This is a genomic window from Kitasatospora sp. MAP12-44, assembly GCF_029892095.1.
GTDB lineage: Bacteria > Actinomycetota > Actinomycetes > Streptomycetales > Streptomycetaceae > Kitasatospora.
This window is the reverse complement of record NZ_JARZAE010000004.1, coordinates 4,538,607-4,561,418: the sequence shown is the minus strand read 5'-3', so window position 1 is coordinate 4,561,418 and position 22,812 is coordinate 4,538,607. Positions and strand designations below refer to the sequence as shown.

Here is a 22,812-nt window from a genome sequence, read left to right as displayed (position 1 = left end):
GCAGAAGTCGTTTACCAGCCTCGGAATCAGCGCAGGGAGTCAGCGCAGGGCGTCGACGACGAGGACGGCGAGGGCCATGGCCGAGAAGAGGCTGTACGCGAAGAGGGCGCGGCCGCGGTCACCGAAGCGCAGTTGGCGCGAGAGCACCCAGAGGAAGACGGCCAGTTCGAGGGCCGCCCCGGCCACCCCGACCGACGGCCGGCTCAGCCCTACCAGGACGCCGACGGCGGCGAGCGAGTGGCAGACGCCCAGCAGCGAGACCACCCAGAGCTTGCGGCCCTCCAACACCCCGAGTCGGGTCAGCTCGTCAAGCCGGGCCAGGCCGACCCTGGCCCGTGGCAGCGCGACGACCGCCGACGGCAGGACTTCGAGCAGCAACAGGGCGGTGACGGCGACGGCGAGAGCGAACACGGTTGGATTTCCCCCTGGTTGAGAGCTAGCGGGCGACATCACAGGCCGCCGCCCGTCGCAGGACGGGTCGCAGAAGCCTTGATCGCAGCGTCCACCCAGCCGATCGTAGAAGGCGTCACCCAGTCCGACCGCAACCCACGGAGTAGCGAATCCTATGAGCATCCTGCGCGTGAAGGCCCTCGACCACCTGGTCCTCAACGTCGAGGACGTGGAACGCTCCCTGGCCTTCTACACCGGCCTGCTCGGCCTGGAACCCGTACGCGCCGCCGACTGGCGGGCCGGCCAGGCCCCGTTCCCCTCCGTCCGGGTCACCCCCGAGACCATCATCGACCTGGTCGCCGGCCCGCGGGGCGAGTCCAACGTCGACCACATCTGCCTCACCGTGGAGCCGCTGGACTGGCAGGAGGTCATCGACTCGGGCGTCTTCACCATTCTCGACGGCCCCGCCACCCGCTACGGCGCACGCGGCAACGCAACGTCCGTCTACGTCCAGGACCCGGACGGCAACACCGTCGAACTCCGCTGGTACCCACAGGACACCACCAGCTGAGCGAAGCCGCCAAGCGAGAGAACGCCGCAGCCGCCTCGCTGTCCAGTCCACATCTACAGCCGCACAGAGAGCTTGCCCACCGTGGCCATTATCGTCAGTTCACCGCCGATGGCATGCAAGTACGCCGCCATAGTGGCGGTATCGAGACGAGCGGTACCACGCTCGATCTGGCTGACCCGGCCCTGAGTGACACCCATCGCGGCGGCGACCTGTGCCTGAGTGAGGCCCTGGGACTTACGAAGGGCGGAAAGCTCATGCCCGCGCTCGGCGTCGACCAGTCCCAGCTTAATCGCGTCAATCCGCTCGCGCTGTTCTGGAGTGATATCGGCCGTCAGATCGGCCATGCCACCGAGCTTCATCGTCCCTTGCCTTCCTTCCGCTGGTTGTCCAGTTTCTCCTGCTTGAGCGCTTCAAGGTAGGCCGCGTACTTGGCGTCCGCCTCTTTGATCGCTTGGGGGTACCAGGATGCCCATTGTCGACCGGCCGATGGGCGCTGTTCCGGAGGCTGTCAGCCTTCGGAACAGCGCCCACCGGGTGCCGCGGACGCGTCGGAGGCGTCAGTTGCCCTGGTGGTGGCGGTTGCCGGCGGCGGGGATGAAGAGCAGGCCCTTCGGGTTGGCGAGCTGCACGCCGACGGACAGGTGGGTCACCACGCCCGTCTTCTGGTCCACCACGGCGAGCGCCGGGTTGTTCGGCAGGTCGCCGGACGAGGGCGCGGGCTGGGAGGCGAAGAGCGTGCCGTGCGCCACGCCGGTCAGCTCGGCCTGGTAGATGCCGCCGCTGCCCTGGTCGACCACGTACAGGGCGCCGGAGCCGGCGACCGGCAGGATGTCGTCGAGCTGCGGGGTGGCCGCGCCACCGGCGGGGGTGACGGCGTTGGTGAGGTCGAGCTGACGGACCGTCGGCTTCTTGGCGTTCAGGTCGCTCACGTACACCAACTTGCTGTCCGCCTGGGCGTCCTGGATCAGCGTGCCGCCGTCCTTGCCCGGGACCCAGCGGTTGGAGTCGGGGTCGGTCAGGCCGAGCGGGGCCGCGGCGGGCGCCCCGGCGGCCGGGTTGATGACCTGGGCGGTGTCGTTGATGCCGAACAGCGGGGTCAGCTTCGCGGTCGAGCAGGCCCCGGAAGGACCCCGGACAGGCAGTCGGGCCTGGCGTGGCTCGGGCCAGGGCCGATGGTCACTCGCCGTTCGGCCGGGCTCCCCGAAGCCCGATTGTCCGGGGCGAACGGAACCCGTCAAGCCCGCACCGCTCGCCACCGTCGCCAGGCGCAGGCCCGTACGCGCGGGCTTGACCGAACCCGCCCGCCCCTACCACTCGGCACCTATCGGGGCGCCCGACCGGAATGGTTCCCCTCGTGCCGCCTACCAGGTGTAAGCCGCATGGACTACCCGGGCTGCGCAATACGCCCGCCTGACCTATCGTCATTGGAGTGTGCAAGAAGACAAGCAAATTACGCGAGAAGATAAACAAGAGGGCGACAGACTTCGGAGTTTGGTTTCTCGCCGTTCTCCTGGTGGGTTTTATTGCCGTTTTCGCCCAGCTGATCGCCAACAGGAATAACCGAACAGGAATCAGCAGTCTCTTTGTTAGCACTCAGGTCATTCTAACCTCAATGCTAATTGTAGTTGCCGCAAATGCAGAACTGATCAGGCATGGGAAGAAGGATTCGAGAGGGCGCCCCTTCATACAAGCCTCCTCATTGGTAGTTCTCTTCTTCGGAGGTCTGGTATTTGCCAGGATATCTCAGAGCGAAGATTCGGCCAGCGGCGCCACGTTGAGGCATCCCAATGCCATTGATATGGGCATGACTATTGGCCTGGTGGTGGCATCAGTTTCTCTCGCGGTAGGTGCCGTATGGCTGGCTTCCGCGCAATCGGAAACGCCGAGCACCCCGGCGCCAGGTCCCGTGACGTGAGATCAGTTCTGGTCTCGTCAGACAGGGATCTCCGAGCTGACCGGGATGGGGGGTTGGACTCCGGTGAGTTCAGCAGCTCGCGCAACCAGGAGGTGCGCCAGTTCGGGGTAGTAGCCGCGTGCGACGGCTTGCAGCATCTCGGCCAGCGCGATGAGTTCGCCGATCCGGCCGGCGGGGCTGTCGAGCACATCGGCGAACTCGGTGCGGATGCGGGCGGCCACCTCGGGAACGAGGAGGCTGGTCGCGTGCAGTGTGCCGACGTCGTGTCCGACGGGGACGAGCCCCCAGCGTTCCCAGTCGAGGATGATCAGCGGCGCGGTCAGATTCCCCCAAGCCAGGTCACCGTGGCCGGTGGTGCGCTCGATCCTCTCAGGGGCCGGGATGCCGAGGAACTGGGGGAACGCCCTCTCGATCCAGGTGTCCCGCACCGTCGTTCGCACACCCTGGACCTGTCCCAGGCTGGTGAGAGCACGGCGCAGGGTGCTCCACCATTCGTCGGACAGCTCGGGGTCGTGGTCCAAGTCGGGGCGGTGCGGCGAGATGACCGGGTGGGGCACGAAGTCGATGAGGTCGGCGCCGTAGCCGAAATCGTCCTCGATCCAGTCCAAGGAGCCGTGCAGCCGGGGGCGCGGCACGTCGTCGGGGATCAGCTCCGACGCGCCCACGATGCCCTCGCCATTGTTGCGGACGGGGTTCGCCTTCCTGGTCGAGAAGACACGCAGCCACTGGTTCGCGGCGCGTCGGCTGAGAGTGCTTCCGCGGTCTCCCCAGACCGGGGCGCCATCGCAGTGCACCCCGAACTGGCGGGCCGCTTCCTGGTGCGCCGCCTCCATCCGGACCCTGGTCTGTTCATCCGGTGGCGAGTGCATCGATCACCTTCCTGAGTCGGTCGGCGGCCAGCGGGTCGGCCAGCACACGGGCAGCATCGTGCCAGTGTTCCGGGCTGCTCGCCGAGACCAGAACCACGTCCAGGGCTGGGCATGAGGCCGCTACCAGCAGAGCGGCGGCCGGGGTTGAAAGGCCGGGCCGGATGAACTCCACCAGTTCGGGTGTCATCAGGTCGGGAAGTTCACCGCCGTGCAGCGGCGCCGAGCCGAAGGTTGTCACCCCGGCAGCGCGCGCGTGGAAGAGCGGACCGCCACTGTCGAGGGCTTGGCTTATGGGGTCGGCCATCACCAGGCTCACAGGGAGTTGCAGGCCGCTGAAGTGGTGATGGGAGGAGCCGGCGGCTTCCTCCGCCAGGCGCAGCAGCTCCGCGACGGTGAACGCACCGGAGGTGAATCCGGACCAGGTGGCGATGCCATAGCCCCGGATTCGGCCGTTGTGCGCGAGGCTCTCCAATTCTGCGAAGGCCGAGCGCAGTTGGGCGTGGCACTCATCCCGGCCGTGATCGTGCCAGACGCGTTCGGGGTTGTGGACGAACACCAGGTCGGCTCGGCCAAGGACGTGCAGGGAGTTCTCTGTCTGCCAGCGCACGAAGGCAGACGCCAAGCTGTGGCCGACGGCCGCGCTCTCGTCGGTCAGCACACCCGCAACGACAGCCGCCCGCCCCTGAGCAGGGGTGTGAAAGCCGGTCTTGGTCGCCACCCGCGCCTGCGGGTACTCCTCAAGCACAGGAGCCAGCTCCTGGTGGGCCAACCCATGCGCGTAGTTCGGGGCCGTGTCCACCCACAGCGCACCGGCGGCGAGGGCGGTGCGCGCCGCCTGGCTGACGACGCGCACCCGGTACGTTCCCAATGCGAGGACGGCCGTCACAGCGCCGTCCCGACGACGGAAGCCGCCTGGCCCTCGATGAGGACCGTGAGCAGCGACGCCACGTCCTTGACCTCAAGTCCGGCTGTCGCGGCCAGCGAACCGAGTGTGGCCGGCTGCCCAGTGAGCAGGACCCGGAGCATCGGAGCAGCCTGTTCGGTGAAGTCCCACGCAGTTCCCGCCGCTGCGAGGGTCACCGTGCCCTCGGCCCGGTTCTCCGTGAGCCGCGCCCGAGGAGTGGTCAGGCGCACCGACACCTCCGCGCGAGCGGGCAGGCCGGTGACATAGGGCAGCGAGGGGACCGCGCGGCCGTAGTGGGTGGTGTCCACCGACTCCGCCCACCGGCTGATCAGATCCGGATCCGACAGCTCGGTCATCATCTTTTCGCGCAACTCCTCCACGAACGCGGCCTGTTCGCGCGGTGAGGCGAACCGGGGTACGTCACGGCGGAGAACGAAGCGCGAGCGAAGCTGATCGACCAGCCAGATCAGCAAGTCAGACCCGGTCTGGGTCACCAGGCCGAACGACAGGTGCAGGGACTCTGTTCCTTGATCCGCCATGACCCCGTGCCACCAGCCGCGCGGCACGTAGAGCACGTCACCAGCCGTCAGGACCACATCGGCCACCGGATCGCCCTGCGGCTCCTCCGGGGTCTCCACGTCCCGGAACGTCGGCGCGGGCCGGGTGGGCCCGTACAGCTTCCAACGCTTCGATCCGTACACCTGGACCACCACCACGTCGTGGTCGTCCCAATGGGTCCCAAAGCCCTCCCGCTCGGTCCAGGAGGCGTAAGCGTTCACCTGAACCAGCGTGCCGAGGAAGCGTTCCAGGGCCTCAGCGGCGGCCCCGATCGGCGGGTGGATCTTCTCGATCGAGTCCAGAACGAGGGAGGCCCCCTCAGCCAGCTGAGTGTGCAGGTCGGCCGGCTGGATGCGGTGCCAGGTCACGGACCGTCGGGTCGTGACCGGCAGCGAATACCGGTACTGGGGCACCATCTCGCCATCCAGCGACAGCCGAAGCCGCGGGGCCTCCAAGCGCTGGGTGGCGAGGATGTTGTTCATGTCGTCCCAGGACAGGAGGTCGGCCACATCGGCGGCCTCACCCGGGAAGACGGCGTAGGAGCGGCTGAGCGTCTGGACGAGGAAGGACTCCCCGCCCAGACGCGCCGCCCACGAGGCAGCATCAAGCATCGTGGGCGCCCTTATCAGTCGTTGCCGTCGGACTTGCCGCTGGTGACGTCGGACGGGACCTCGGTCCGGGCCCGGGCAGCAGCGATCTTCCGTGCGGCGACCAGGAGGCCGCCCTCAGCGGCCGGGGCCGACGTGGTGTCCTGCACCATGCGCTTCTTCCCTTCTCATGGGATCTCCCGCCGGGGTTCCAACGGGAAGACTTGGGCGGCACCAGCCAGCCAAAAGGGGAATGGTGGCTGGCGCCTGGACCACCCGGCCGCGACATCCCAGCAGGCCGAGTGGAGATTGATGACACGTCAGAGCGGGTGGACAGCTACGCGGCTGACGAGCGCACCTTCGCAGCGGCATCGATGTCGGCGGCCCGCACGAGTACGGACAGGCGCTCGTCGCCGGTCACCACTTGGTCCGGGGCGCACTCGAACCAGACGACCTTCCCGGCCCCGGACGGCTCCCAGCCCCACGAGTGCGACAGACCCGCGACCACCATCAGGCCCCGACCACCCGTCACGGTGTCCTGCGCCGTATCCGGGTCCGGGAGCCGGAGGCTGCTGTCCGCGACCTCCACCCGCAGTCGAATGCCCGTCCAACGCACCGTCACCTTGCACCGCGCCTTCGTGTGCTCCATGGCGTTCGCCAGCAGCTCACTCGTGCACAACTCGACATCGCGCAGGGCATCGTCCGACAACGGCACCTGCCAGAACCGCGCGATGTCGACGACCAAGCGCCGGGCCGGCGGGACAGCGGCCGCGTCAGCCTCAACATCCCACTCGTACGGCACCGGGAACGATGCTGTCTTCAACGGGCTCATCCATGTACCTCGTCCCTGCCGAACGCTTCAGCTGCGCGCCGTAGCGCATCCAGGAAGAGCATCGGCCGCAAACGAGATTCAGGGGATGACCAGCAGGTGTTACCGAGACGGTAATAGGCTGCTACTCAGCGCGATTTGATGATCAGCAGTGGCTATGCTCTCGAGCAAAGGCTGTGCCTCATGACGCATTCCGGCCCCACCCGTGGCCCGCTACTCTCCGCTGACCTTCTCGCGCGCGAAGACCTCCGCGCAGCTCTCGCGGAACACGACTTCGCTTCGGCGTTCAGCTTGATCAAGAAGTACGGCGGGCTGTCTCAGAACCGCATCGCCTCAGCATGTCAGCTGACGCCGGGCAAGGTATCGACGGTGATCTCCGGCGATCAGCACGTCACTTCCTACGATGTGATCACGCGAATCGCAGACGGCCTGTCGATTCCCGGGGATCTCCTGGGGCTCAGCGCGCGTCCGTGGGAGAAGCAGCCAGCTGTACCGCCAGCACCCGTGTCAGGCGGGTCCCCTGCAGATGACGTCCCATGGCACCCGGCGGTAACCACCGATCTCGCGACTCAACTGACAAGAGCCGATCTCGCTATGGACAGACGAACCGCCACTCTCCTTCTCGCCGTCGCCGCCGTCTCAGGAACCGCGCTACTGGACCCGCTCGAAGGTTGGCTGACCGCAGCGGCAAAGGCTGATGAGCGCCGGCGACCGGGGCGCCTCGGCGAACACGAAGTCAGCCAGCTCGAAGCTGCTGCCGTCGCTTTCCGGCGCTGGGACCACCAGTTCGGCGGCGGGCTCCGGTCCAAGGCAGTCCTGGGCCAGCTCAATGAGACAGCCTCGGCCCTTGAAGATCGCCAACACCCGGACATCGAGCGCCGTCTGTATCGCGTCATGGCACAACTCGCCGGCACGGCAGCGACAATGGCGTGGGACTCCGGACACCAGCGCAGGGCGCAGGACTACTACCGCCTTGCCCTGCGCGCTGCCCATGCAGGAGAAGACCGCCCGTTCGGCGCCAATGTGCTGGCAGGCATGGCCCGGCAGATGCTGTACATCGATCGGCCGGCGGACGCACTCGAACTCATCCGCTTCGCCCAGGACGGCGCCCGCGGGCTTGGCGGGCCACGGGTTCTGGCCATGCTGCACACACGAGAGGCATGGGCTTATGCAGCCATGGGCCGAGTCGCGGCATTTCGGCGGGCGACCAGCCAGGCTGAGGAGGAGCTCGCGTCAGTCGGAGCGAATGCTGACGAGCCCCACTGGATCTCCTACTTCGACACCGCCGAACTGGCCGGAGTGACGGGTGGGCGTCTGCTCGATCTCGCTCGGACAGAACCCCGCGCCCACGCAGAAACAGCCGCCCAGCATATCCGGGCCGCCATTTCCATTCGTGGGGAAGAGGCCGGTCGTTCCCATGCGCTGGACCGGATCGGACTAGCCGAGACACGATTCCTGGTCGGTGATGTCACCGGGGCCGTCGAAGAGACGCGCGTTGCTGTGCAGGTCGCGTCACGCACCCAGTCCAGCCGTGTCAGAAGCCAGCTGGGAGCTCTCTACCAGTACACCGTTGGTCGCTCGGCGAACGCTGCGGTACGCGACGCGCGCGATAGCATCCGCGAGCTACTGGCGAACTGACCCGAAGGGGAGCGGCATGACCGTGATCGCTGTGACGGGGCACATGGACCTGACCGAGCAGACGGCCCGGCTGGTCGGCGAGGCACTCCTCACCACTCTTTCCTCGTATACGACTTCGGGCCTGACAGGCGTTTCTTGCATCGCCAAGGGCGCCGATGCCCTGTTCGCTGATGCCGTTCTGTCGCTCGGCGGGAGCCTGGTGGTCGTCATCCCGTCTGCTGACTACCGCGAGGCCAAGGTGAAACCCGACTACGCGGACGAGTTCGACCGCCTTCGTCAGGCCGCGATCGAGGTAGTCGTCATGCCATTCGGGGAAGCCAGTCGCGAGGCGTACGAGGCCGCCAATCAGGAACTGCTCCGGCGCGCGGATCAACTCATCGCGGTGTGGGACGGCCACCCAGGGAACGGCCGGGGCGGGACGGCTGACACGGTTGCCGGCGCCCAGGCCGCTGGAATTCCGGTGGAGGTCATCTGGCCTGAAGGTGCGGCCAGAAAGGGGTGACCATCAGGAGCGCCACCCAGCACGGGCGCCACGATCCTCCCACCGCGGCCGGCAACCGACGGCTGCGCTGGGAGCCACCGGCCTCCCAGTGCAGCGCCTAGGTCGTCCGACCCGGGTCAGTCGGCCAGCGGGAGGTAGACCCGGTTGCCGTTGGCGGCGAACTCGGCGGACTTCTCGGCCATGCCGGCGGCGGCATCGTCCAGTTCGCTGGTGACGGCGGTGGAGCCGCCCCCAGCCTCCGGCCGGGAGGTGCCCCCTTCGTGCAGTTCGCGGATGTTCTGGCTGATCTTCATCGAGCAGAACATCGACAAAGGCACCACTGGGACGCGCCGCTCGGGCTAAGGGCGGATCGAGGCGAAGATCTCGATGTCGCACTTTGCCGCGCCGCTGCGCTTGATCCTCGCGTCGCTGGTGATCAGCGGTACGCCAAGAGCTTCCGCCAGGGCGACGTACTGGGCATCGTAGGCACTGAGGTTGGCGTGCAGCTTCTTCACTCTGTCCCAGAACGGCAGCGTCTCCCGTTTGGCGATGGGAAGCATCCGGTATGCGACGACCGCCCTTTCCACTTCCCTCTCAGTCAGCTTGCCGCCACGCTGCATGCCGAGGAGCGCTGACTGGATCTCGTAGTCCAGGAGGGTGGGAGCGTAGACGTCCCCCGCCTCGGCCACACGGCTCCGGATGAGCTCTCCGTCGGGGCCTTGGGCCGTGAGGACCAGGATCAGAGCGGAACAGTCGATAACGATCAACGCCCGGCTCGCCCCTCGTCGATGGCAGCGACGATGTCGGCGGCGCTGACGCGGGCGGTGGTCTCCCGGTTCAGCCGCTCCATCATCTCCGCCATGGTGGGCTTGGACGCTTCCCTTTCGATCAGGTCTTGCATGAATGCCTGGAGCGACTGTCCGGCCTGGGCGGCCCGAACCTTCAGGGTCTGGATCTGATCGTCCGGGACGTCGCGAATGGTGAGCGCTGTCATATCTGCACTCTAGCATCACTGACTGCGAAATGCAGACACGAAAACTGGCCAGTTCAAGCGCCAATCCCTCCCCCGACATCCGGGAACGGGACCGCCCATAGCGCGAGAGCATCGTCGATGTGGATTTGCTGATCTTTGGTCCTGCTCTGAGAGGCCCCCCGGCCTCTCAGAGCAGGACCAGATCGTTGGCGAGTGTGGTCAGTTCGCCAACGGGAGGTAGACCCGGTTGCCGTTGGCGGCGAACTCGGCGGACTTCTCGGCCATGCCGGCGGCGGCCGCCTCGTCCAGTTCGCTCGCGACGGCGGTGGAGCCCTCGCCGTGCAGTTCGCGGATGTTCTGACTGATCTTCATCGAGCAGAACTTCGGGCCGCACATGGAGCAGAAGTGGGCCGTCTTGGCCGGCTCGGCGGGGAGGGTCTCGTCGTGGAAGGCGCGGGCGGTCTCGGGGTCGAGGGCCAGGTTGAACTGGTCCTCCCAGCGGAACTCGAAGCGGGCGTCCGAGAGGGCGTCGTCCCAGGCCTGGGCGCCGGGGTGGCCCTTGGCCAGGTCGGCGGCGTGGGCGGCGATCTTGTAGGTGATCACGCCGGTCTTGACGTCGTCGCGGTTGGGCAGGCCCAGGTGCTCCTTGGGCGTGACGTAGCAGAGCATCGCGGTGCCCCACCAGGCGATCATCGCGGCGCCGATGCCGGAGGTGATGTGGTCGTAGCCGGGCGCGACGTCGGTGGTCAGCGGGCCGAGGGTGTAGAACGGCGCCTCGTCGCAGATCTCCTTCTGGAGATCCATGTTCTCCCGGATCTTGTTCATCGGGACGTGGCCCGGGCCCTCGATCATCACCTGGACGTCCTTGGCGCGGGCGATCCGGCCGAGCTCGCCGAGGGTCTGCAGCTCGGCGAACTGCGCCTCGTCGTTGGCGTCCGCGATCGAGCCGGGGCGCAGGCCGTCACCGAGTGAGAAGGTGACGTCGTAGGCGCGCAGGATGTCGCAGAGTTCCTCGAAGTTGGTGTAGAGGAAGTTCTCCTGATGGTGCGCCAGGCACCACGCGGCCATGATCGAGCCGCCGCGCGAGACGATGCCGGTCTTGCGGCGGGCGGTCATAGGGACGTACCGCAGCAGCACGCCGGCGTGCACCGTCATGTAGTCGACGCCCTGCTCGCACTGCTCGACAATGGTGTCGCGGTAGACCTCCCAACTGAGCTCCTCGGCCTTGCCGTCGACCTTCTCCAGCGCCTGGTAGAGCGGCACGGTGCCGATCGGCACGGGGGAGTTGCGCAGGATCCACTCGCGGGTGGTGTGGATGTTGCGGCCGGTGGAGAGGTCCATGACCGTGTCGGCGCCCCAGCGGGTCGCCCAGGTCATCTTCTCCACCTCCTCCTCGATGGACGAAGTCACCGCGCTGTTACCGATGTTGGCGTTGATCTTCACCAGGAAGTCGGTGCCGATGATGGCCGGCTCGACCTCGGGGTGGTTGACGTTGACGGGGATGACGGCGCGTCCGCGGGCCACCTGCTCGCGGACGAACTCCGGCTCCAGGCCCTCGCGCAGGGCCACGAACTCCATCTCGGGGGTGACGATGCCGAACTTCGCGTACGCGAGCTGGGTGACCGCCACCCCGTCCCGGGCGCGCAGCGGGCGGCGCGGGCGGCCGGGGAAGACCGCGTCCAGGTTGCGCAGGTTGCCGCCGCGCGGCGAGGTGTGCTTGATCCCGTCGTCCTCGGGGCGGGACTCGCGGCCGTCGTACTCCTCGACGTCGCCGCGCTGACGGATCCACGGGTCACGCAGTGCGGGCAGGCCGCGCCGCACGTCGGGCTGGTAGGCCGGGTCGGTGTACGAGCCGGAGGTGTCGTACAGCGGGACGGTGCGGCCGTTGGTGAGCTGCACCTCGCGGTACGGGACGCGCAGGTCGGGGCGCGAGCCCTCGCGGTAGGCCTTGCGCCACGCGGGGGTCGGGTAGCCGGTGCCGGCGCTGTTGGCGGGACCCTCAGAAGGGCTCTCGGAAGGGCTCTCGGAAGGACCGCCGGAAAGGCTCTCGGCGCTCGTCTGGGCAGCCGAACGTGCATCAAAAATGGTCATCAGACCCTCTACTCCCTACGCCGGCATTACCCGGTCCAGGTTCCTGCGGTCGACGCAGCGATCGGTACGCGGCCCGCGTACCTGTCAGCGCCCTCTCAGCCCGGTGCTCCGAGCTCCCGTTCTGCAGGCGGTCTTGCCTGCACAAAAGACGTCCATACGGTAGCGGCAGCTCCGGCGTCGGTCCAGAGGGGGTCCTGGATATGGGCAGCTCCCGGCCAGTGGGACAGACTGGACGGCGACACAACCGAAGAGGGGGCGGGCACATGATCGGCTGTACGGGACGGGTCACCGGGAAGGTCGGACCGGGACTGGTCGGGGAGGTGCTGGTACACGTGCCGGAGCGGCAGGGGACCGAGGCGTTCCTCGCGTATCCGGCGGCGCCGGGGGATTCGCTGCTCGTCGGCACGCCCGTCGTGGTGGTCGAATACCAGCCACCGCGGACGGTCTACGTCTCCCCCGCGTTCGGCTGACAGTCGAACGCAGGTGCCTCCGCGGGCACTGAGTGACAGGACACGCCGTATCGGACTTCCCAAGCGATCGGAATCGGCGCAGAATCACGTGTCGCCACGGGGTTCCGCGCCATCCTGCACAACCGAGCGCAGTCACGGGACGTCGTGTGTCTGAAGGGGGAAAGGCCGATGTTTTTCGGCATCGTCGGCGGTGGGGTCGCCGCAGTCATCATCCTGTTCATCATTCTGTTCAAGCTCATGTGGCGGGTGGCCGAGCCCAATGAGGCCCTGATCATCTCGGGCTCCCGGCACCGCACCGAGGGCGTCGCCGACGGCCTGGGCTTTCGCGTGGTGACCGGGCGCGGGACGCTCGTCACCCCGGGCGTCCAGGTCGTCCGCAAGCTGTCACTGGACCTCAACGAGGCCGACCTGGACGTCGAGTGCGTGACGTCCCAGGGCATCCCGGTGCAGGTCAAGGGCGTGGTGATCTTCAAGGTCGGCGACGACCAGGTCTCCATCGCGAACGCCGCCCGACGCTTCCTGGACCAGCAGAAGATGATGGGCCACCGGGTCCACAACGTCTTCGCCGGCCACCTGCGCTCGATCGTCGGCGGGCTGACGGTCGAGGAGATGATCCGCGACCGCGAGCGGCTGACCGGTGAGACCCGGGCCGCCTCCGGCTCCGAGATGGAGAAGCTGGGTCTGATCATCGACTCGCTGCAGATCCAGGAGATCCTGGACCCGACCGGCTACATCAAGAACTTGGCCGCCCCGCACGCCGCGGCTGTCCAGCGTGATGCCCGTATCGCGGCCGCCGCGGCCGACCGGGAGGCCACCGAGGCGGAGCAGGAGGCGTTCGCCCGCAAGGCCGAGGCGACCCGCAACTCCGGTATCCAGCAGGCCGGTTACCAGGCCGAGATGGACACGGCGGCGGCCCGCGCGCTGCAGGCCGGACCGCTCGCCCAGGCCGCCTCGCGCCAGGAGGTCGTGGTCCAGGAGACCAAGGTCGCCGAGCTGGAGGCGCACCGCACCGAGCAGCAGCTGCAGGTCGAGGTCCGCAAGCCGGCCGACGCCCGCGCGTACGAGACCCGCACCAAGGCCGAAGCCGAGCGCGACGCCCGGATCTCGGCCGCCCAGGCGCAGGCCCAGGAGACCGAGCTCAAGGCCGTCGCCGAGGCGAACCGGGTGAAGATCGCCGCGATCGCCGAGGCCGAGGCCACCAAGGCCCGCGGTCTCGCCAGCGCCGAGTCCACCCGGGCCACCGGCCAGGCCGAGGCGGCCAGCGCCGAGGCCAAGGGTCTGGCGGCGGCCGCCGCGGCCAAGGCGCTCGGCCTCGCCGAGGCCGAGGCGATCAAGGCCCGCGCGGCCGCCCTGGCCGAGAACCAGGAGGCCGTGGTCGCCCAGCAACTGGCCGAAAACTGGCCGGAGATCGTGCGTGCCGGGGCGGAGGCCTTCGGCAACGTCGAGCACATGGTGCTGCTGAACGGCGCCGAGGGCATGGGCGAGATGTTCGCCAAGGCCCTCACCATGGGCGGCACCGGCCTCGGCCTGGCCCGCCAGCTGCTCGGCTCGATGAACGCCGCCGGCGAGACCCCCGTACCCGCCACCACAGCTGCCGTGCCCGCCGAGACCGGCGCCAAGCGGACGACCACCCAGAGCATTCCGCTCCAGGGGGACTCCGCGTCCTGACCCGCATGCCGTCCGAAGCCCGGCCGCCTGGATGTTCTCCGGGGGCCGGGCTTCGGTCAGTTCGCGGGAGTCCGAGGGGCCGTGAGCAAGGCCTTCAGCCGCTGGCCGGACGGGCCGCTCAGCACGCTCGCCACCCCGATCGCGCCGATCAGCAGCACGGTGGCCAGCCACACCATGGTCGCCACCGGCAGGGTGTAGGCGAGGACGATCCGCAGCACGCACTCGGCGACCAGCGCGAGCCCCCAGATGATCGAGTGGTGGCGCTCGGCCCGGCGGAACTCGGTCGAGTCCTGCGCCAGCAGGTCCCACCGCGCGCTCAGGCCGACGTCACCCCTGGTCAGGAAGGGCTTGAGGCCGGCGCTCATCAGCGGTCGGCCGCGCAGCGCCGAGACGACGATCGACAGGCCGATGACGCTGCTCACCGCGCCGTCCTTGGCGATCATCAGCCGCGGATCACCGGCCACCGCGCCGAGCGCGATCCCGACCAGGTTGACCGCCAGCATCAGCGCCGCCAGCCCGTTCACCGAGCGCTCCTGCAGCAGGCCCGCCACGGTCCGCACCGCCGGGACGACGCTGCTCAGCGCGAGCGAGGCGACCAGACCCAGACCGGCCACCGAGTGCGCCAGGTAGTAGACGGCGAGCGGGACGACGATGTCCACCGCCAGTGGCCGCAGCGCGGCCGGCAACGGGTTCGAGGTCCCGACGGCGCCCGGGGCGGTGACGCTCTCGCTCATGGTCTGCTCCTGTGCAGCTCGCTTCCTGATCTGCGTTCAGCTTGCCGCGCCGGCCTGACCGCCCGTCAGTGCCGACTGTGCGCAGTTCGGCGTGACAGCTGTCATAGCAACCGCATGACAGCCGAACGCCCGCCCCACTCGCGAGTGGAACGGGCGCCGAACGATCGGGGGAGGAGCGTCAGCTCTTGGCGGCCTTCTTCACCAGGATCACCACGGCGGCCGCGATACCGACCACCACCAGCGCCTTGATCAGGAAGCCCACCAGCGCGCTGACCACGCCGACCACGAACCAGACCACGTTCCAGGCGAGCACCAGCACGATGATCGGGACAACGATGTTGCGCACCCAAGAGGGCAGCGACTTCCAGAGCTCAGCCATGTCCGTTCCTTCTCTCCCCCTCGGGTCGGCTCCTAGTGGTCGCCGCATCCCGTCTGCTTTCGGTACCTCGATCGTACGAGCCCGACGAGTCGGAAACGAGGGATCCGGTCCCCGAGAGAACCCGGAGATCCCCCTGAGCCGGAAGCCAGGGGAACCCCGGGGAACCAGGTGCCCCAACAGGTCAGACCGGCCAGGTCTCGCCCCGCCAGGCGGCGTCCCAGAACATCCACTCATAGCGCGAGGTGGTGCAGAAGTGCTCGGTCACCCGGCGCCGCTCGGCCGCGGAGAGCTCCTCGCCGAGCCGGTCGGTGAGCGCCAGCACCCGGCGCACCACCGACTGGAACGCCTCGTCGCCGTAGGTCGCGATCCACTGGGCGTAGAGCGGGTCCGGGGAGGACTTGGCGAGCAGCTGCTCGCCGACCCGGGCATAGATCCAGTAGCAGGGCAGCACCGCGGCGACGGCCTCGGCGAAGGAGCCGCCGTAGACGGTGGCCAGCAGGTAGCTGGTGTAGGCGCGGGTGGTGGGCAGCACCGGCTCGGCGGCGGCGCGCTCGGCGGTGTCCCCGAAGGCGTCCAGGAACTGCGCGTGCATGCCCTGTTCGGCGGCCAGCGCCCCGATCGCGTCGTCGGCGAAGGCCCGGACCTCCTGCTCGCCCGGCGCCTTGGCCGCGCAGATCGCCAACGCCCGGGCGTAGTCGCGCAGGTAGTGCGAGTCCTGCACGACGAAGTGCCGGAACGCGGCGCGCGGCAGGGTGCCGTCGGTCAACCCGGCCAGGAAGGGGTGGTCGAGGATCTGCGCGTACACCGGCTCGATGGCCGTCCAGAGTTCCTCGGTCAGCGTCTGCGTCATGCCCCCGACCCTACGTGCCGGCCTCCGCTACGCCTCAGGGGGTGAGAAGACCACCAGCACCCGCAGTTCCTCGGTGATGTGGTGGAACCGGTGCGGCACCCCGGCCGGTACGTACGCCACGGTGCCCCGGCCGACCGTGGTGGTCTCGGAGCCGACGGTCAGATAGGCCCGGCCGCTGATCACCTGGTAGATCTCGTCCTGCTCGTGCGCGCTCTGGGTGTCGGTGTCGCCGGGCGACAGCGCGTACAGCCCGGCGGACATCTGCCGCTCCTTCAGGAAGCGCAGGTACGCGCCCTGGTTGGCGGCCCGCTCCTCGTCCAGCTCGTCCAGCCGGAAGACCTTCATCGCCCTGCTCCCTCACCTCGGTACAGCGGCATTCAACACCGTGTCGCACAAGATGCACCGACCGAAGCTTTCGCCGAGCGCCCGGGCCTGCGACCATGCGGAGTCATGAAGCACTTCGCGGTCAAGACCCTCATCAACGCGGCAGCCATCTGGGTCGCCGCCTGGATCGTCAACGGGATCACGCTCTCCAGCGGCGACTGGCAGCACCGGACGCTGACGGTGATCGCCGTCGCGCTGGTCTTCGGGGTGGTGAACTGGCTGATCAAGCCGCTGGTGAAGCTCTTCTCCTTCCCGCTGTTCATCCTCACCCTGGGCCTGATCACCTTCGTCATCAACGCCCTGATGCTCCTGCTCACCTCGTTCGCCTCGGACAAGCTCAGCCTGGACTTCCATGTGACGGGGTTCTGGCCGGCGCTGCTCGGCTCGCTGATCATCAGCCTGGTCTCCTGGGGCCTGCACCTGGCGTTCGGCGACGACGACTGAGACCGAACGGAATCATTGGCTCCTCTTCGCCCGCCTGTGCGAGTTTCGGAGGCCGTCGGCTGCGGGAGACTCCCGCACAACGTGCCGGTCCGGCAGCCGACCGGCCTTCCGGAGGTGACCCGAGGTGACCATGGGCCGTTCCGACGCCCGACCGTCCCGCACTCCGCACCCCCGCCCGGTCGTCAAGCGCACGGCCCGGGCGATCCTGCTGGACCTCTCCCCCGACGACCCGCACGCCACCGCCTCGCTGGTGGTGATCAAGCGGACCCGCCCCGGCAGCAATCCGTACTGGATCACCCCCGGCGGCGGGGTGGAGCCCGAGGACCGGACCGTCACCGACGCGCTGCACCGGGAGGTCGACGAGGAGCTCGGCGGCAAGGTGGTCGACGTCGTGCCGGCCTTCGTCGACACCGTCGCGCACGCGCACCACGAGGACGGCAGCCTGGCGCACCCGCACGGGGTCAAGGTGCAGCACTTCTTCGTCTGCCGGCTGGCCGCGATGGACCCCGAGCGGCGGCACGGTCCCGAGGTGGACGAACCGCGCGGCGAGTACGAGATCGTCCGGCTGCCGTTCACCAGGGAGGGGGTCACCTCGGTGAACCTGGTGCCGCCCGCGCTGCGGGCCTTCCTGGCCGCCAACATCGAGGGTGTCCGGGCGATGCTCGCCGACGACCTCGGGTAACGCCGCCACCCCCTACGCCAGATCGCCGACCAGGTCGTGCCGGATGTGTTCGGGCCGCACGCCGGAGCGCAGCAGCGCGCCCGCGCCGCGGCGCACCATCGCGGCCGGGCCGCTCAGGAAGGCCTGGTGGCCGTCCCACGGTCCGAGCCGGGCCACCACGTCGGTGAGCAGTCCGGCCGGCGCCGAGCCCGGCCGCCCGCGCTCCTCGGAGACCACCGGCCGTACCGCGAGCCAGGGGTGGAGCTGCTCCAGCGCGCGCAGGTGGTCCAGCTCGTACAGCTCCGCGGCCTGCCGCGCGCCGTAGAAGACCTCGACCCGGCGGCCGGCCGCGCCGCGTTCGGCCACCTCCTCGACCAGCGCGCAGATCGGCGCGATGCCGGTGCCGCCGCCCAGGCAGAGCAGGTGCGCCGGATCGGCGTGGTCGACCACCATCGCGCCGTCCGGCTGGCCCAGCCGCAGGACGTCCCCGGGGGCGGCCCGGCGGACCAGCGCGGTGCTCACCCAGCCGGCCGGCAGTGCCTTGACGTGGAAGGTGAGCAGGCCGTCCGGGCGCGGCGCGGTGGCGAACGAGAAGTGCCGCCAGACCCGCGGCCACCAGGGCGTCTCCAGGGTGGTGTGCTGGCCGGCCCGGTACGGGTAGGGCTGGTCGGGGCGGACGGTGATCACCGCGACGTCCCGGCCGCGCTGCTGGTGCGAGACCACCTCGGCCTGCCACCAGGGCGGCGACTGCCGGGCCGCGCCCTCGGCGGCGTCGATCATGATCTTGGAGATCAGGCCGTACGCGCGGCGCCAGGCCAGCTCGGTCGCGGCGTCCCAGCGGCCGGCGCAGTACTTCTCCAGCGCCGCGATCAGGCACTCCCCGACCACCGGGTAGTGGCCGCTCAGCGTCCCGTACTTGCGGTGGCCCTGGCCCAGCCGGCTCAGGTACGCGGTCAGGCCGGCCGGGTCGTCGGCGCTGCGGGCGGACATCAGCAGAGCCCGGAAGAGGCGGTCCCGCTGGACGTCCATCGCGGCGGGGAAGAGCGCGCGCAGCTCCGGGTGCCGCTCGAAGATCAGCGCGTAGAAGTGCGCGGTGGCCCGGTCGGCGACCGGCTCGACGGCGGCCAGGCTGGCGCGGATCAGCTCGATGTCGCGGGCCGTGGGCGGCTCGGCGGCAGCCGGCCGCTCGGGCGGCGGGACGCTGGCGGAGGCGGGAGGCAGTGCGCCGGGCGCCGTCGTCTCCCAGGCTTGGCTCCACTGGTCGCCGGGGCCCGCCCAGTTGAGCCCGGGCGCCCAGCTGAAGAGCGGCTCGATGGCGGGGCGCTCAATGGCGAGGCGCTCGGCTGCAGGACGTTCGGCCGGTCGCGGCGGCGGTAGGAAGGCCGCCGGGGTGGGTGCGTGGCCCGGCAGCGGCACCACGGGCACCGGCGGCGGCCCGGGGATGGCCGATGGCGCGGGGATGGTCGGCGGCGCGGTGGGGCGCGGCGGTACGGGGACACCGGCGACCTCGGTCGGCACCAGGGCCGGACGTGAGGGCGCCGGCGCCGGCATCCCCGGCACGGCGGCGACCGCGGCCGACCCGTGTCCGGAGCGGACCAGCAGCACGGGAAGCGGCGTGACATCAGCCTGACGCGTACTCAAAAGAATCGTTTCGCCTCCGGTCGTCCCAGCAACGCTTGGGTAGCGTGGCATGACCGAAAAGCTCATCCGACAAATCCGGCGAACGCCGGACGGTCCCCCCGGCCGCACGCTAGGCTCTGCCGATTCGCGCGCCGACGGGGGGACCTGACCACCTGGTTCTCAGAGTTGGCGCAGCAGCATCCCCGGCTGCTCCACGCAGTCCGCGACGAACCGCAGGAAGCCGCCCGCCGTGCCGCCGTCGCAGACCCGGTGATCGAAGGTGAAGGACAGCTGGGTCACCTGGCGGACCGCCAACTCGCCCTGGTAGACCCAGGGTTTGGCCACAATCCGGCCCACCCCGAGCATCGCCGCCTCCGGGTGGTTGAGGATCGGCGTGGAGCCGTCCACCCCGAACACCCCGTAGTTGTTCAAGGTGAAGGTGCCGCCGGTGAGTTCGGCCGGCTTGAGCGAGCCGGACCGGGCCGACTCGGTCAACCTGGCCAGCTCGGCGCCGAGTTGCTCGGTGGACATCAGGTGCGCGGAGCGGACCACCGGGACCACCAGTCCGCGGTCGCTCTGGGCCGCGAAGCCCAGGTGGACGGCGGAGTGCCGGCGCAGCGCCGCAGGAGCTCCGGCGGCGTCCAGGTCGACGCTGGCGTTGAGCTCGGGGTAGCGGGCCAGCGCCGCCGTGCAGATCCGGGCGAGCATCGCGAGCAGGCCGATCCGCGGGCCGGGGCCCTCGTTCAACTGGCGCCGCAGCTCCAGCAGTTCGGTGGCGTCGGCGTCCACCCAGCAGGTGGCGGCGGGGATCTCGTGGTGGCTGCGGGTGAGCTTCTCGGCCACCGTGCGGCGCAGCCCGCGCAGCGGGACGGCCTCTGCCGCAGCCTCGGCGGGTGCCACGGACGCGGCCGGGACCGGGGCCAGGACCGGGGCTGGAGCCGGGGCGGCGAGTGCGCGTTCGACGTCGGCCCGCATGATCAGGCCGTCCGGACCGCTGCCGGCCACCGTGGTGAGGTCGAGGCCGTGTTCGCGGGCCAGCTTGCGAACCAGCGGCGAGATCACCGCGACCACCGCGGGCATCCCGGCCACCGGAGCCGCCGTCGCGACCGGAACAGCCGCAGCCGCAGCCGCCGGAGCGACCGGCACGACCGGCGCGGCCGGCATCTCGGGCACGCCGACCCGGCGGCGGCGCGAACCCTTGCCGCCCGCCGCAACCCCGTACCCCACCAGCACGTTGCCGGAAGCACCGTCCGCCAGGTCCGCCTCCGGACCGGGCTGCGCCAACGCGTCGGACGCGCCCGATGGCGGCACCGCCACCATCACCAGCGGCTGCCCGACCTCCCGCTCCTCGCCCACCTCGCCGTACCGCGCGGTGACCACCCCGCCGTACGGGCAGGGCACCTCCACGACGGCCTTGGCGGTCTCCACCTCCACCACCGGCTGGTCGACGACGATCACCTCGCCCACCTCGACCAGCCAGCGCACCACCTCCGCACCGGTCAGCCCCTCGCCGAGGTCCGGCAGCTTGAACTCGCGCACGATCGGCACCACGATCACCCCTCCCACTGGAGTCGGGCGACCGCGTCCAGGATCCGGTCCACGCCGGGCAGATGGTGGTGCTCCAGCATCGGCGGCGGGTATGGAATATCAAAACCTGTCACTCGGATCACCGGCGCCGCCAAGTGATGGAAGCACCGCTCCGTAACGCGAGCAGCGATCTCGGCACCGACCCCGCCGAAGCCGGTCGACTCGTGCACGACGACGGCCCGCCCGAGCGAGCGGACCACCTCGCAGACCGTCCGGTCGTCGAACGGCACCAGGCTGCGCAGGTCCAGCACCGCGAGGTCCCAGCCCTCCGCCTGGGCGGCCTGCGCCGCCTCCAGGCAGACCGGCAGCGAGGGCCCGTAGGTGATCAGCACCGCGGAGCGGCCGGTCCGGCGCAGCACCGCCTTGCCGACCGGCTCCACCGCGGCCGCGACATCCAGCTCGGCCTTCGACCAGTAGAGCCGCTTGGGCTCCAGGAAGACCACCGGGTCGTCGGAGGCGATCGAGGCCCGCAGCAACCCGTAGGCGTCCTGCACGGTGGCCGGCGTGACCACGTGCAGCCCCGGGGTCCCGGCGTAGTACGCCTCCGAGGAGTCGCTGTGGTGCTCGACCCCGCCGATCCCGCCGCCGTAGGGGATCCGGATGGTGATCGGCATCGGCAGCCGGCCCGCCGTCCGGTTGCGCATCTTGGCGACGTGCGAGACCAGTTGCTCCATCGCCGGGTAGGCGAAGGCGTCGAACTGCATCTCGACCACCGGGCGCAGCCCGTACATCGCCATGCCGATCGCGGTCCCCAGGATGCCGGCCTCGGCCAACGGCGTGTCCAGGCAGCGGTCCGCGCCGAACTCGGCGGCCAGGCCGTCGGTGATCCGGAAGACCCCGCCGAGCGCGCCGACGTCCTCGCCGAGCAGGTGGACGCCCGGGTCCTCGCGCATCGAGTCCCGCAGCGCCGCGTTGAGCGCCTGGGCCATCGTGCTGGTCCGGGTGGCGCCCGAGGTCTGGGTCAGCGTGCTCATCGACCGGCCTCCGCTGCCAGCTCGGCGTCCAACTGTGCGGCCTGCTCGAGAAGTTGCGGCGTCGGCTCGGCGTAGACATGCCGGAAGAGCGAGGCCGGGTCCAGCTCGGGCTCGGCGTGGAACTCGGCGCGCATCCGGGCGGCCAGCTGCTCGCCCTGCTCGGTGGCGGCCGCCGCGACGGCGTCGTCCAGCAGCCCGCAGTCGCGCAGCTCGCGCTCCATCAGCAGGATCGGGTCGTGCTCGCGCCAGGCCGTGACCTCGGCGTCCTCGCGGTAGCGGGTCGCGTCGTCGGCGTTGGTGTGCGCCTCCAGGCGGTACGTCAGCGCCTCGACCAGGGTCGGACCGCCGCCGCTGCGGGCCCGCTCGACGGCCTCGGCGAGGACCGCGTGCACCGCCGGTGCGTCGTTGCCGTCCACCAGCCGGCCGGGCATCCCGTAGCCGACCGCCTTGTGCGCCAGCGAGGGCGCGGCGGACTGCCGGGTCAGCGGGACGGAGATCGCGTAGCCGTTGTTCTGCACCAGGAAGACCACCGGGGCGTTCAGCACGGCCGCGAAGTTCAGCGCCTCGTGGAAGTCGCCCTCGCTGGTCCCGCCGTCGCCCAGCATGGCGAGCGCGACCACCGGCTCGCCGCGCAGCCGGGCGGCGTGTGCCAGCCCGACGGCGTGCGGGGCCTGGGTGGCCAGCGGGGTGCAGAGCGGCGCGGTGCGGGTGGCGACCGGGTCGTAGCCGGTGTGCGCGTTGCCGCGCAGCAGCGTGAGCGCCTCCAGCGGGTCGACCCCGCGGGAGACCACGGCCAGCGTGTCGCGGTAGCTGGGGAAGAGCCAGTCCTGCGGCTGCAGCACCGAGCCGGCGACCACCTGGCAGGCCTCCTGCCCGGTGGAGGCCGGGTAGACGGCGAGCCGGCCCTGCTTGGTCAGGGTGGTGGCCTGCTGGTTGTAGCGACGACCGACGACCAGGCGCCGGTAGAGGTCGAGCAGCAGCTCCGGGTCCGCCTTCTGGAAGGCAGGGGTGCCGAGCACGCGGACCGGGGACGAGTCGGGGAGGAGGGGCGAGGGGTCGGTCCGGGGGCTGGTCGCGCCGGGTAGCCAGCCAGGGACAGGCGCGGTAGGCCTGTGGTCGAGGACGGTCATCGCGGGCACCTCCAAGGGGTGGGGAGGGCGGGGGGCCGCTGGGGAGCGGGAGGTGATTGCCTCCCAACCGATTGTTCGGTTGTCTTTTCATTGTGGCCACAGCCG

The 22,812-nt window shown here is 69.9% G+C and carries 28 protein-coding genes and 1 riboswitch; of the genes, 8 read left to right on the top strand and 20 right to left on the bottom strand.

The genetic code is table 11. The features are described 5' to 3' along the window. Positions 1-39: 39 nt before the first annotated feature. Positions 40-411, bottom strand: coding sequence for a hypothetical protein (locus tag P3T34_RS21310; protein WP_280667632.1), 372 nt, complete (start codon positions 409-411; stop codon positions 40-42). A gap of 154 nt (positions 412-565) precedes the next feature. On the opposite strand from P3T34_RS21310, the gene P3T34_RS21305 reads away from it, so the two are divergent. After that, entirely contained in the window at positions 566-961 is a 396-nt protein-coding gene (locus tag P3T34_RS21305) for a VOC family protein (RefSeq protein ID WP_280667631.1), read from the top strand. A 53-nt stretch (positions 962-1,014) separates the two neighbouring features. On the opposite strand, the gene P3T34_RS21300 is transcribed toward P3T34_RS21305, so the two are convergent. Together P3T34_RS21300 and P3T34_RS21295 are read right to left on the bottom strand one after the other, a co-directional pair. Beyond that, positions 1,015-1,305 carry a helix-turn-helix transcriptional regulator gene (locus P3T34_RS21300; protein ID WP_280667630.1) on the bottom strand — a complete coding sequence of 97 codons (291 nt, stop codon included), beginning with the start codon at positions 1,303-1,305 and terminating at the stop codon, positions 1,015-1,017. Positions 1,306-1,518: 213 nt separating this feature from the next. Next, positions 1,519-2,199, bottom strand: a complete 681-nt coding sequence (locus tag P3T34_RS21295) for a hypothetical protein (protein WP_280667629.1) — start codon at positions 2,197-2,199, stop codon at positions 1,519-1,521. 191 nt (positions 2,200-2,390) lie between these two features. Here P3T34_RS21295 and P3T34_RS21290 point away from each other — a divergent pair, with 191 nt between their 5' ends. After that, positions 2,391-2,876: a hypothetical protein gene (locus tag P3T34_RS21290; protein ID WP_280667628.1), complete on the top strand. Its 486-nt coding sequence runs from the start codon at positions 2,391-2,393 to the stop codon at positions 2,874-2,876. A 17-nt stretch (positions 2,877-2,893) separates the two neighbouring features. Here P3T34_RS21290 and P3T34_RS21285 read toward each other — a convergent pair whose 3' ends face one another. The 5 genes from P3T34_RS21285 to P3T34_RS21265 form a co-directional block, all read right to left on the bottom strand. Next, positions 2,894-3,745 (bottom strand): hypothetical protein, encoded by an 852-nt coding sequence (locus P3T34_RS21285; protein WP_280667627.1) that lies wholly within the window; start codon positions 3,743-3,745, stop codon positions 2,894-2,896. Further along, positions 3,726-4,598, bottom strand: a complete 873-nt coding sequence (locus P3T34_RS21280) for an aldo/keto reductase (RefSeq protein ID WP_280667626.1) — start codon at positions 4,596-4,598, stop codon at positions 3,726-3,728. The genes P3T34_RS21285 and P3T34_RS21280 overlap by 20 nt, the downstream gene beginning before the upstream one ends. 29 nt (positions 4,599-4,627) lie before the next feature. Next, a complete protein-coding gene (locus P3T34_RS21275; protein WP_280667625.1) occupies positions 4,628-5,818 on the bottom strand; it encodes a cupin domain-containing protein in 1,191 nt (396 codons plus the stop codon). 14 nt (positions 5,819-5,832) lie between these two features. After that, positions 5,833-5,967, bottom strand: a complete 135-nt coding sequence (locus P3T34_RS21270; RefSeq protein ID WP_280667624.1) for a hypothetical protein — start codon at positions 5,965-5,967, stop codon at positions 5,833-5,835. A 164-nt stretch (positions 5,968-6,131) separates the two neighbouring features. Beyond that, on the bottom strand, positions 6,132-6,617 hold the full coding sequence (locus P3T34_RS21265; RefSeq protein ID WP_280667623.1) for an ATP-binding protein: 486 nt from the start codon (positions 6,615-6,617) through the stop codon (positions 6,132-6,134). A gap of 189 nt (positions 6,618-6,806) precedes the next feature. Here P3T34_RS21265 and P3T34_RS21260 point away from each other — a divergent pair, with 189 nt between their 5' ends. Beyond that, complete coding sequence (locus P3T34_RS21260) at positions 6,807-8,261, top strand: hypothetical protein (RefSeq protein WP_280667622.1); 1,455 nt, start codon at positions 6,807-6,809, stop codon at positions 8,259-8,261. A gap of 16 nt (positions 8,262-8,277) precedes the next feature. Beyond that, positions 8,278-8,763 (top strand): hypothetical protein, encoded by a 486-nt coding sequence (locus tag P3T34_RS21255; protein WP_280667621.1) that lies wholly within the window; start codon positions 8,278-8,280, stop codon positions 8,761-8,763. Between the two features lie 116 nt (positions 8,764-8,879). Here the strand turns inward: P3T34_RS21255 and P3T34_RS21250 are convergent, their stop codons facing one another. The 4 genes from P3T34_RS21250 to thiC all read right to left on the bottom strand — a co-directional run bounded on the left by P3T34_RS21250 (position 8,880) and on the right by thiC (position 11,806). Next, entirely contained in the window at positions 8,880-9,056 is a 177-nt protein-coding gene (locus P3T34_RS21250) for a thiamine biosynthesis protein ThiC (RefSeq protein ID WP_280667620.1), read from the bottom strand. A gap of 45 nt (positions 9,057-9,101) precedes the next feature. After that, positions 9,102-9,509, bottom strand: coding sequence for a type II toxin-antitoxin system VapC family toxin (locus tag P3T34_RS21245; protein ID WP_280667619.1), 408 nt, complete (start codon positions 9,507-9,509; stop codon positions 9,102-9,104). Next, positions 9,506-9,736, bottom strand: a complete 231-nt coding sequence (locus tag P3T34_RS21240) for an antitoxin (RefSeq protein WP_280667618.1) — start codon at positions 9,734-9,736, stop codon at positions 9,506-9,508. The genes P3T34_RS21245 and P3T34_RS21240 overlap by 4 nt, the downstream gene beginning before the upstream one ends. A gap of 198 nt (positions 9,737-9,934) precedes the next feature. Further along, positions 9,935-11,806: a phosphomethylpyrimidine synthase ThiC gene (gene thiC, locus P3T34_RS21235; protein ID WP_280667617.1), complete on the bottom strand. Its 1,872-nt coding sequence runs from the start codon at positions 11,804-11,806 to the stop codon at positions 9,935-9,937. Next, positions 11,802-11,936: riboswitch (TPP riboswitch) on the bottom strand. Its footprint overlaps the gene before it by 5 nt. Before the next feature lie 133 nt (positions 11,937-12,069). Here thiC and P3T34_RS21230 point away from each other — a divergent pair. Then, on the top strand, positions 12,070-12,276 hold the full coding sequence (locus P3T34_RS21230) for a hypothetical protein (RefSeq protein ID WP_280667616.1): 207 nt from the start codon (positions 12,070-12,072) through the stop codon (positions 12,274-12,276). Between the two features lie 168 nt (positions 12,277-12,444). Next, positions 12,445-13,944 (top strand): flotillin family protein, encoded by a 1,500-nt coding sequence (locus P3T34_RS21225; protein ID WP_280667615.1) that lies wholly within the window; start codon positions 12,445-12,447, stop codon positions 13,942-13,944. A gap of 56 nt (positions 13,945-14,000) precedes the next feature. Here P3T34_RS21225 and P3T34_RS21220 read toward each other — a convergent pair whose 3' ends face one another. The 4 genes from P3T34_RS21220 to P3T34_RS21205 all read right to left on the bottom strand — a co-directional run bounded on the left by P3T34_RS21220 (position 14,001) and on the right by P3T34_RS21205 (position 16,252). Next, positions 14,001-14,678 (bottom strand): VC0807 family protein, encoded by a 678-nt coding sequence (locus P3T34_RS21220; protein WP_280667614.1) that lies wholly within the window; start codon positions 14,676-14,678, stop codon positions 14,001-14,003. Between the two features lie 178 nt (positions 14,679-14,856). Beyond that, positions 14,857-15,057 (bottom strand): DUF5326 family protein, encoded by a 201-nt coding sequence (locus tag P3T34_RS21215; RefSeq protein WP_280667613.1) that lies wholly within the window; start codon positions 15,055-15,057, stop codon positions 14,857-14,859. 181 nt (positions 15,058-15,238) lie between these two features. After that, positions 15,239-15,907 (bottom strand): thiaminase II, encoded by a 669-nt coding sequence (gene tenA / locus P3T34_RS21210; RefSeq protein WP_280667612.1) that lies wholly within the window; start codon positions 15,905-15,907, stop codon positions 15,239-15,241. A gap of 27 nt (positions 15,908-15,934) precedes the next feature. Beyond that, positions 15,935-16,252, bottom strand: a complete 318-nt coding sequence (locus P3T34_RS21205; protein ID WP_280667611.1) for a cupin domain-containing protein — start codon at positions 16,250-16,252, stop codon at positions 15,935-15,937. A gap of 105 nt (positions 16,253-16,357) precedes the next feature. Here P3T34_RS21205 and P3T34_RS21200 point away from each other — a divergent pair, with 105 nt between their 5' ends. Together P3T34_RS21200 and P3T34_RS21195 are read left to right on the top strand one after the other, a co-directional pair. Further along, entirely contained in the window at positions 16,358-16,735 is a 378-nt protein-coding gene (locus P3T34_RS21200; RefSeq protein WP_280667610.1) for a phage holin family protein, read from the top strand. Between the two features lie 130 nt (positions 16,736-16,865). After that, entirely contained in the window at positions 16,866-17,417 is a 552-nt protein-coding gene (locus P3T34_RS21195; protein WP_280672268.1) for an NUDIX hydrolase, read from the top strand. A gap of 12 nt (positions 17,418-17,429) precedes the next feature. On the opposite strand, the gene P3T34_RS21190 is transcribed toward P3T34_RS21195, so the two are convergent. From P3T34_RS21190 to pdhA, 4 genes are all read right to left on the bottom strand, one after another. Continuing rightward, positions 17,430-19,037, bottom strand: a complete 1,608-nt coding sequence (locus tag P3T34_RS21190) for a globin domain-containing protein (protein ID WP_280667609.1) — start codon at positions 19,035-19,037, stop codon at positions 17,430-17,432. A gap of 159 nt (positions 19,038-19,196) precedes the next feature. Continuing rightward, complete coding sequence (locus tag P3T34_RS21185) at positions 19,197-20,564, bottom strand: dihydrolipoamide acetyltransferase family protein (RefSeq protein WP_280672266.1); 1,368 nt, start codon at positions 20,562-20,564, stop codon at positions 19,197-19,199. A 5-nt stretch (positions 20,565-20,569) separates the two neighbouring features. Further along, entirely contained in the window at positions 20,570-21,577 is a 1,008-nt protein-coding gene (locus tag P3T34_RS21180) for an alpha-ketoacid dehydrogenase subunit beta (protein ID WP_280667608.1), read from the bottom strand. Next, entirely contained in the window at positions 21,574-22,707 is a 1,134-nt protein-coding gene (gene pdhA / locus P3T34_RS21175; RefSeq protein WP_280667607.1) for a pyruvate dehydrogenase (acetyl-transferring) E1 component subunit alpha, read from the bottom strand. Before pdhA ends, P3T34_RS21180 begins: the two co-directional genes overlap by 4 nt. Positions 22,708-22,812 lie beyond the last annotated feature (105 nt).

Excerpts from the sequence above, each read along its gene's own strand:
- P3T34_RS21220 (WP_280667614.1), bottom strand. The coding sequence starts at position 14,678 with ATGAGCGAGAGCGTCACCGCCCCGGGCGCCGTCGGGACCTCGAACCCG.
- P3T34_RS21225 (WP_280667615.1), top strand. The coding sequence starts at position 12,445 with ATGTTTTTCGGCATCGTCGGCGGTGGGGTCGCCGCAGTCATCATCCTG.
- P3T34_RS21250 (WP_280667620.1), bottom strand. The coding sequence starts at position 9,056 with ATGAAGATCAGCCAGAACATCCGCGAACTGCACGAAGGGGGCACCTCC.
- P3T34_RS21215 (WP_280667613.1), bottom strand. The coding sequence starts at position 15,057 with ATGGCTGAGCTCTGGAAGTCGCTGCCCTCTTGGGTGCGCAACATCGTT.
- tenA (WP_280667612.1), bottom strand. The coding sequence starts at position 15,907 with ATGACGCAGACGCTGACCGAGGAACTCTGGACGGCCATCGAGCCGGTG.
- P3T34_RS21300 (WP_280667630.1), bottom strand. The coding sequence starts at position 1,305 with ATGGCCGATCTGACGGCCGATATCACTCCAGAACAGCGCGAGCGGATT.
- P3T34_RS21195 (WP_280672268.1), top strand. The coding sequence starts at position 16,866 with ATGGGCCGTTCCGACGCCCGACCGTCCCGCACTCCGCACCCCCGCCCG.
- P3T34_RS21270 (WP_280667624.1), bottom strand. The coding sequence starts at position 5,967 with ATGGTGCAGGACACCACGTCGGCCCCGGCCGCTGAGGGCGGCCTCCTG.
- P3T34_RS21260 (WP_280667622.1), top strand. The coding sequence starts at position 6,807 with ATGACGCATTCCGGCCCCACCCGTGGCCCGCTACTCTCCGCTGACCTT.
- thiC (WP_280667617.1), bottom strand. The coding sequence starts at position 11,806 with ATGACCATTTTTGATGCACGTTCGGCTGCCCAGACGAGCGCCGAGAGC.
- P3T34_RS21285 (WP_280667627.1), bottom strand. The coding sequence starts at position 3,745 with ATGCACTCGCCACCGGATGAACAGACCAGGGTCCGGATGGAGGCGGCG.
- P3T34_RS21200 (WP_280667610.1), top strand. The coding sequence starts at position 16,358 with ATGAAGCACTTCGCGGTCAAGACCCTCATCAACGCGGCAGCCATCTGG.
- pdhA (WP_280667607.1), bottom strand. The coding sequence starts at position 22,707 with ATGACCGTCCTCGACCACAGGCCTACCGCGCCTGTCCCTGGCTGGCTA.
- P3T34_RS21230 (WP_280667616.1), top strand. The coding sequence starts at position 12,070 with ATGATCGGCTGTACGGGACGGGTCACCGGGAAGGTCGGACCGGGACTG.
- P3T34_RS21255 (WP_280667621.1), top strand. The coding sequence starts at position 8,278 with ATGACCGTGATCGCTGTGACGGGGCACATGGACCTGACCGAGCAGACG.
- P3T34_RS21205 (WP_280667611.1), bottom strand. The coding sequence starts at position 16,252 with ATGAAGGTCTTCCGGCTGGACGAGCTGGACGAGGAGCGGGCCGCCAAC.
- P3T34_RS21180 (WP_280667608.1), bottom strand. The coding sequence starts at position 21,577 with ATGAGCACGCTGACCCAGACCTCGGGCGCCACCCGGACCAGCACGATG.
- P3T34_RS21240 (WP_280667618.1), bottom strand. The coding sequence starts at position 9,736 with ATGACAGCGCTCACCATTCGCGACGTCCCGGACGATCAGATCCAGACC.
- P3T34_RS21275 (WP_280667625.1), bottom strand. The coding sequence starts at position 5,818 with ATGCTTGATGCTGCCTCGTGGGCGGCGCGTCTGGGCGGGGAGTCCTTC.
- P3T34_RS21305 (WP_280667631.1), top strand. The coding sequence starts at position 566 with ATGAGCATCCTGCGCGTGAAGGCCCTCGACCACCTGGTCCTCAACGTC.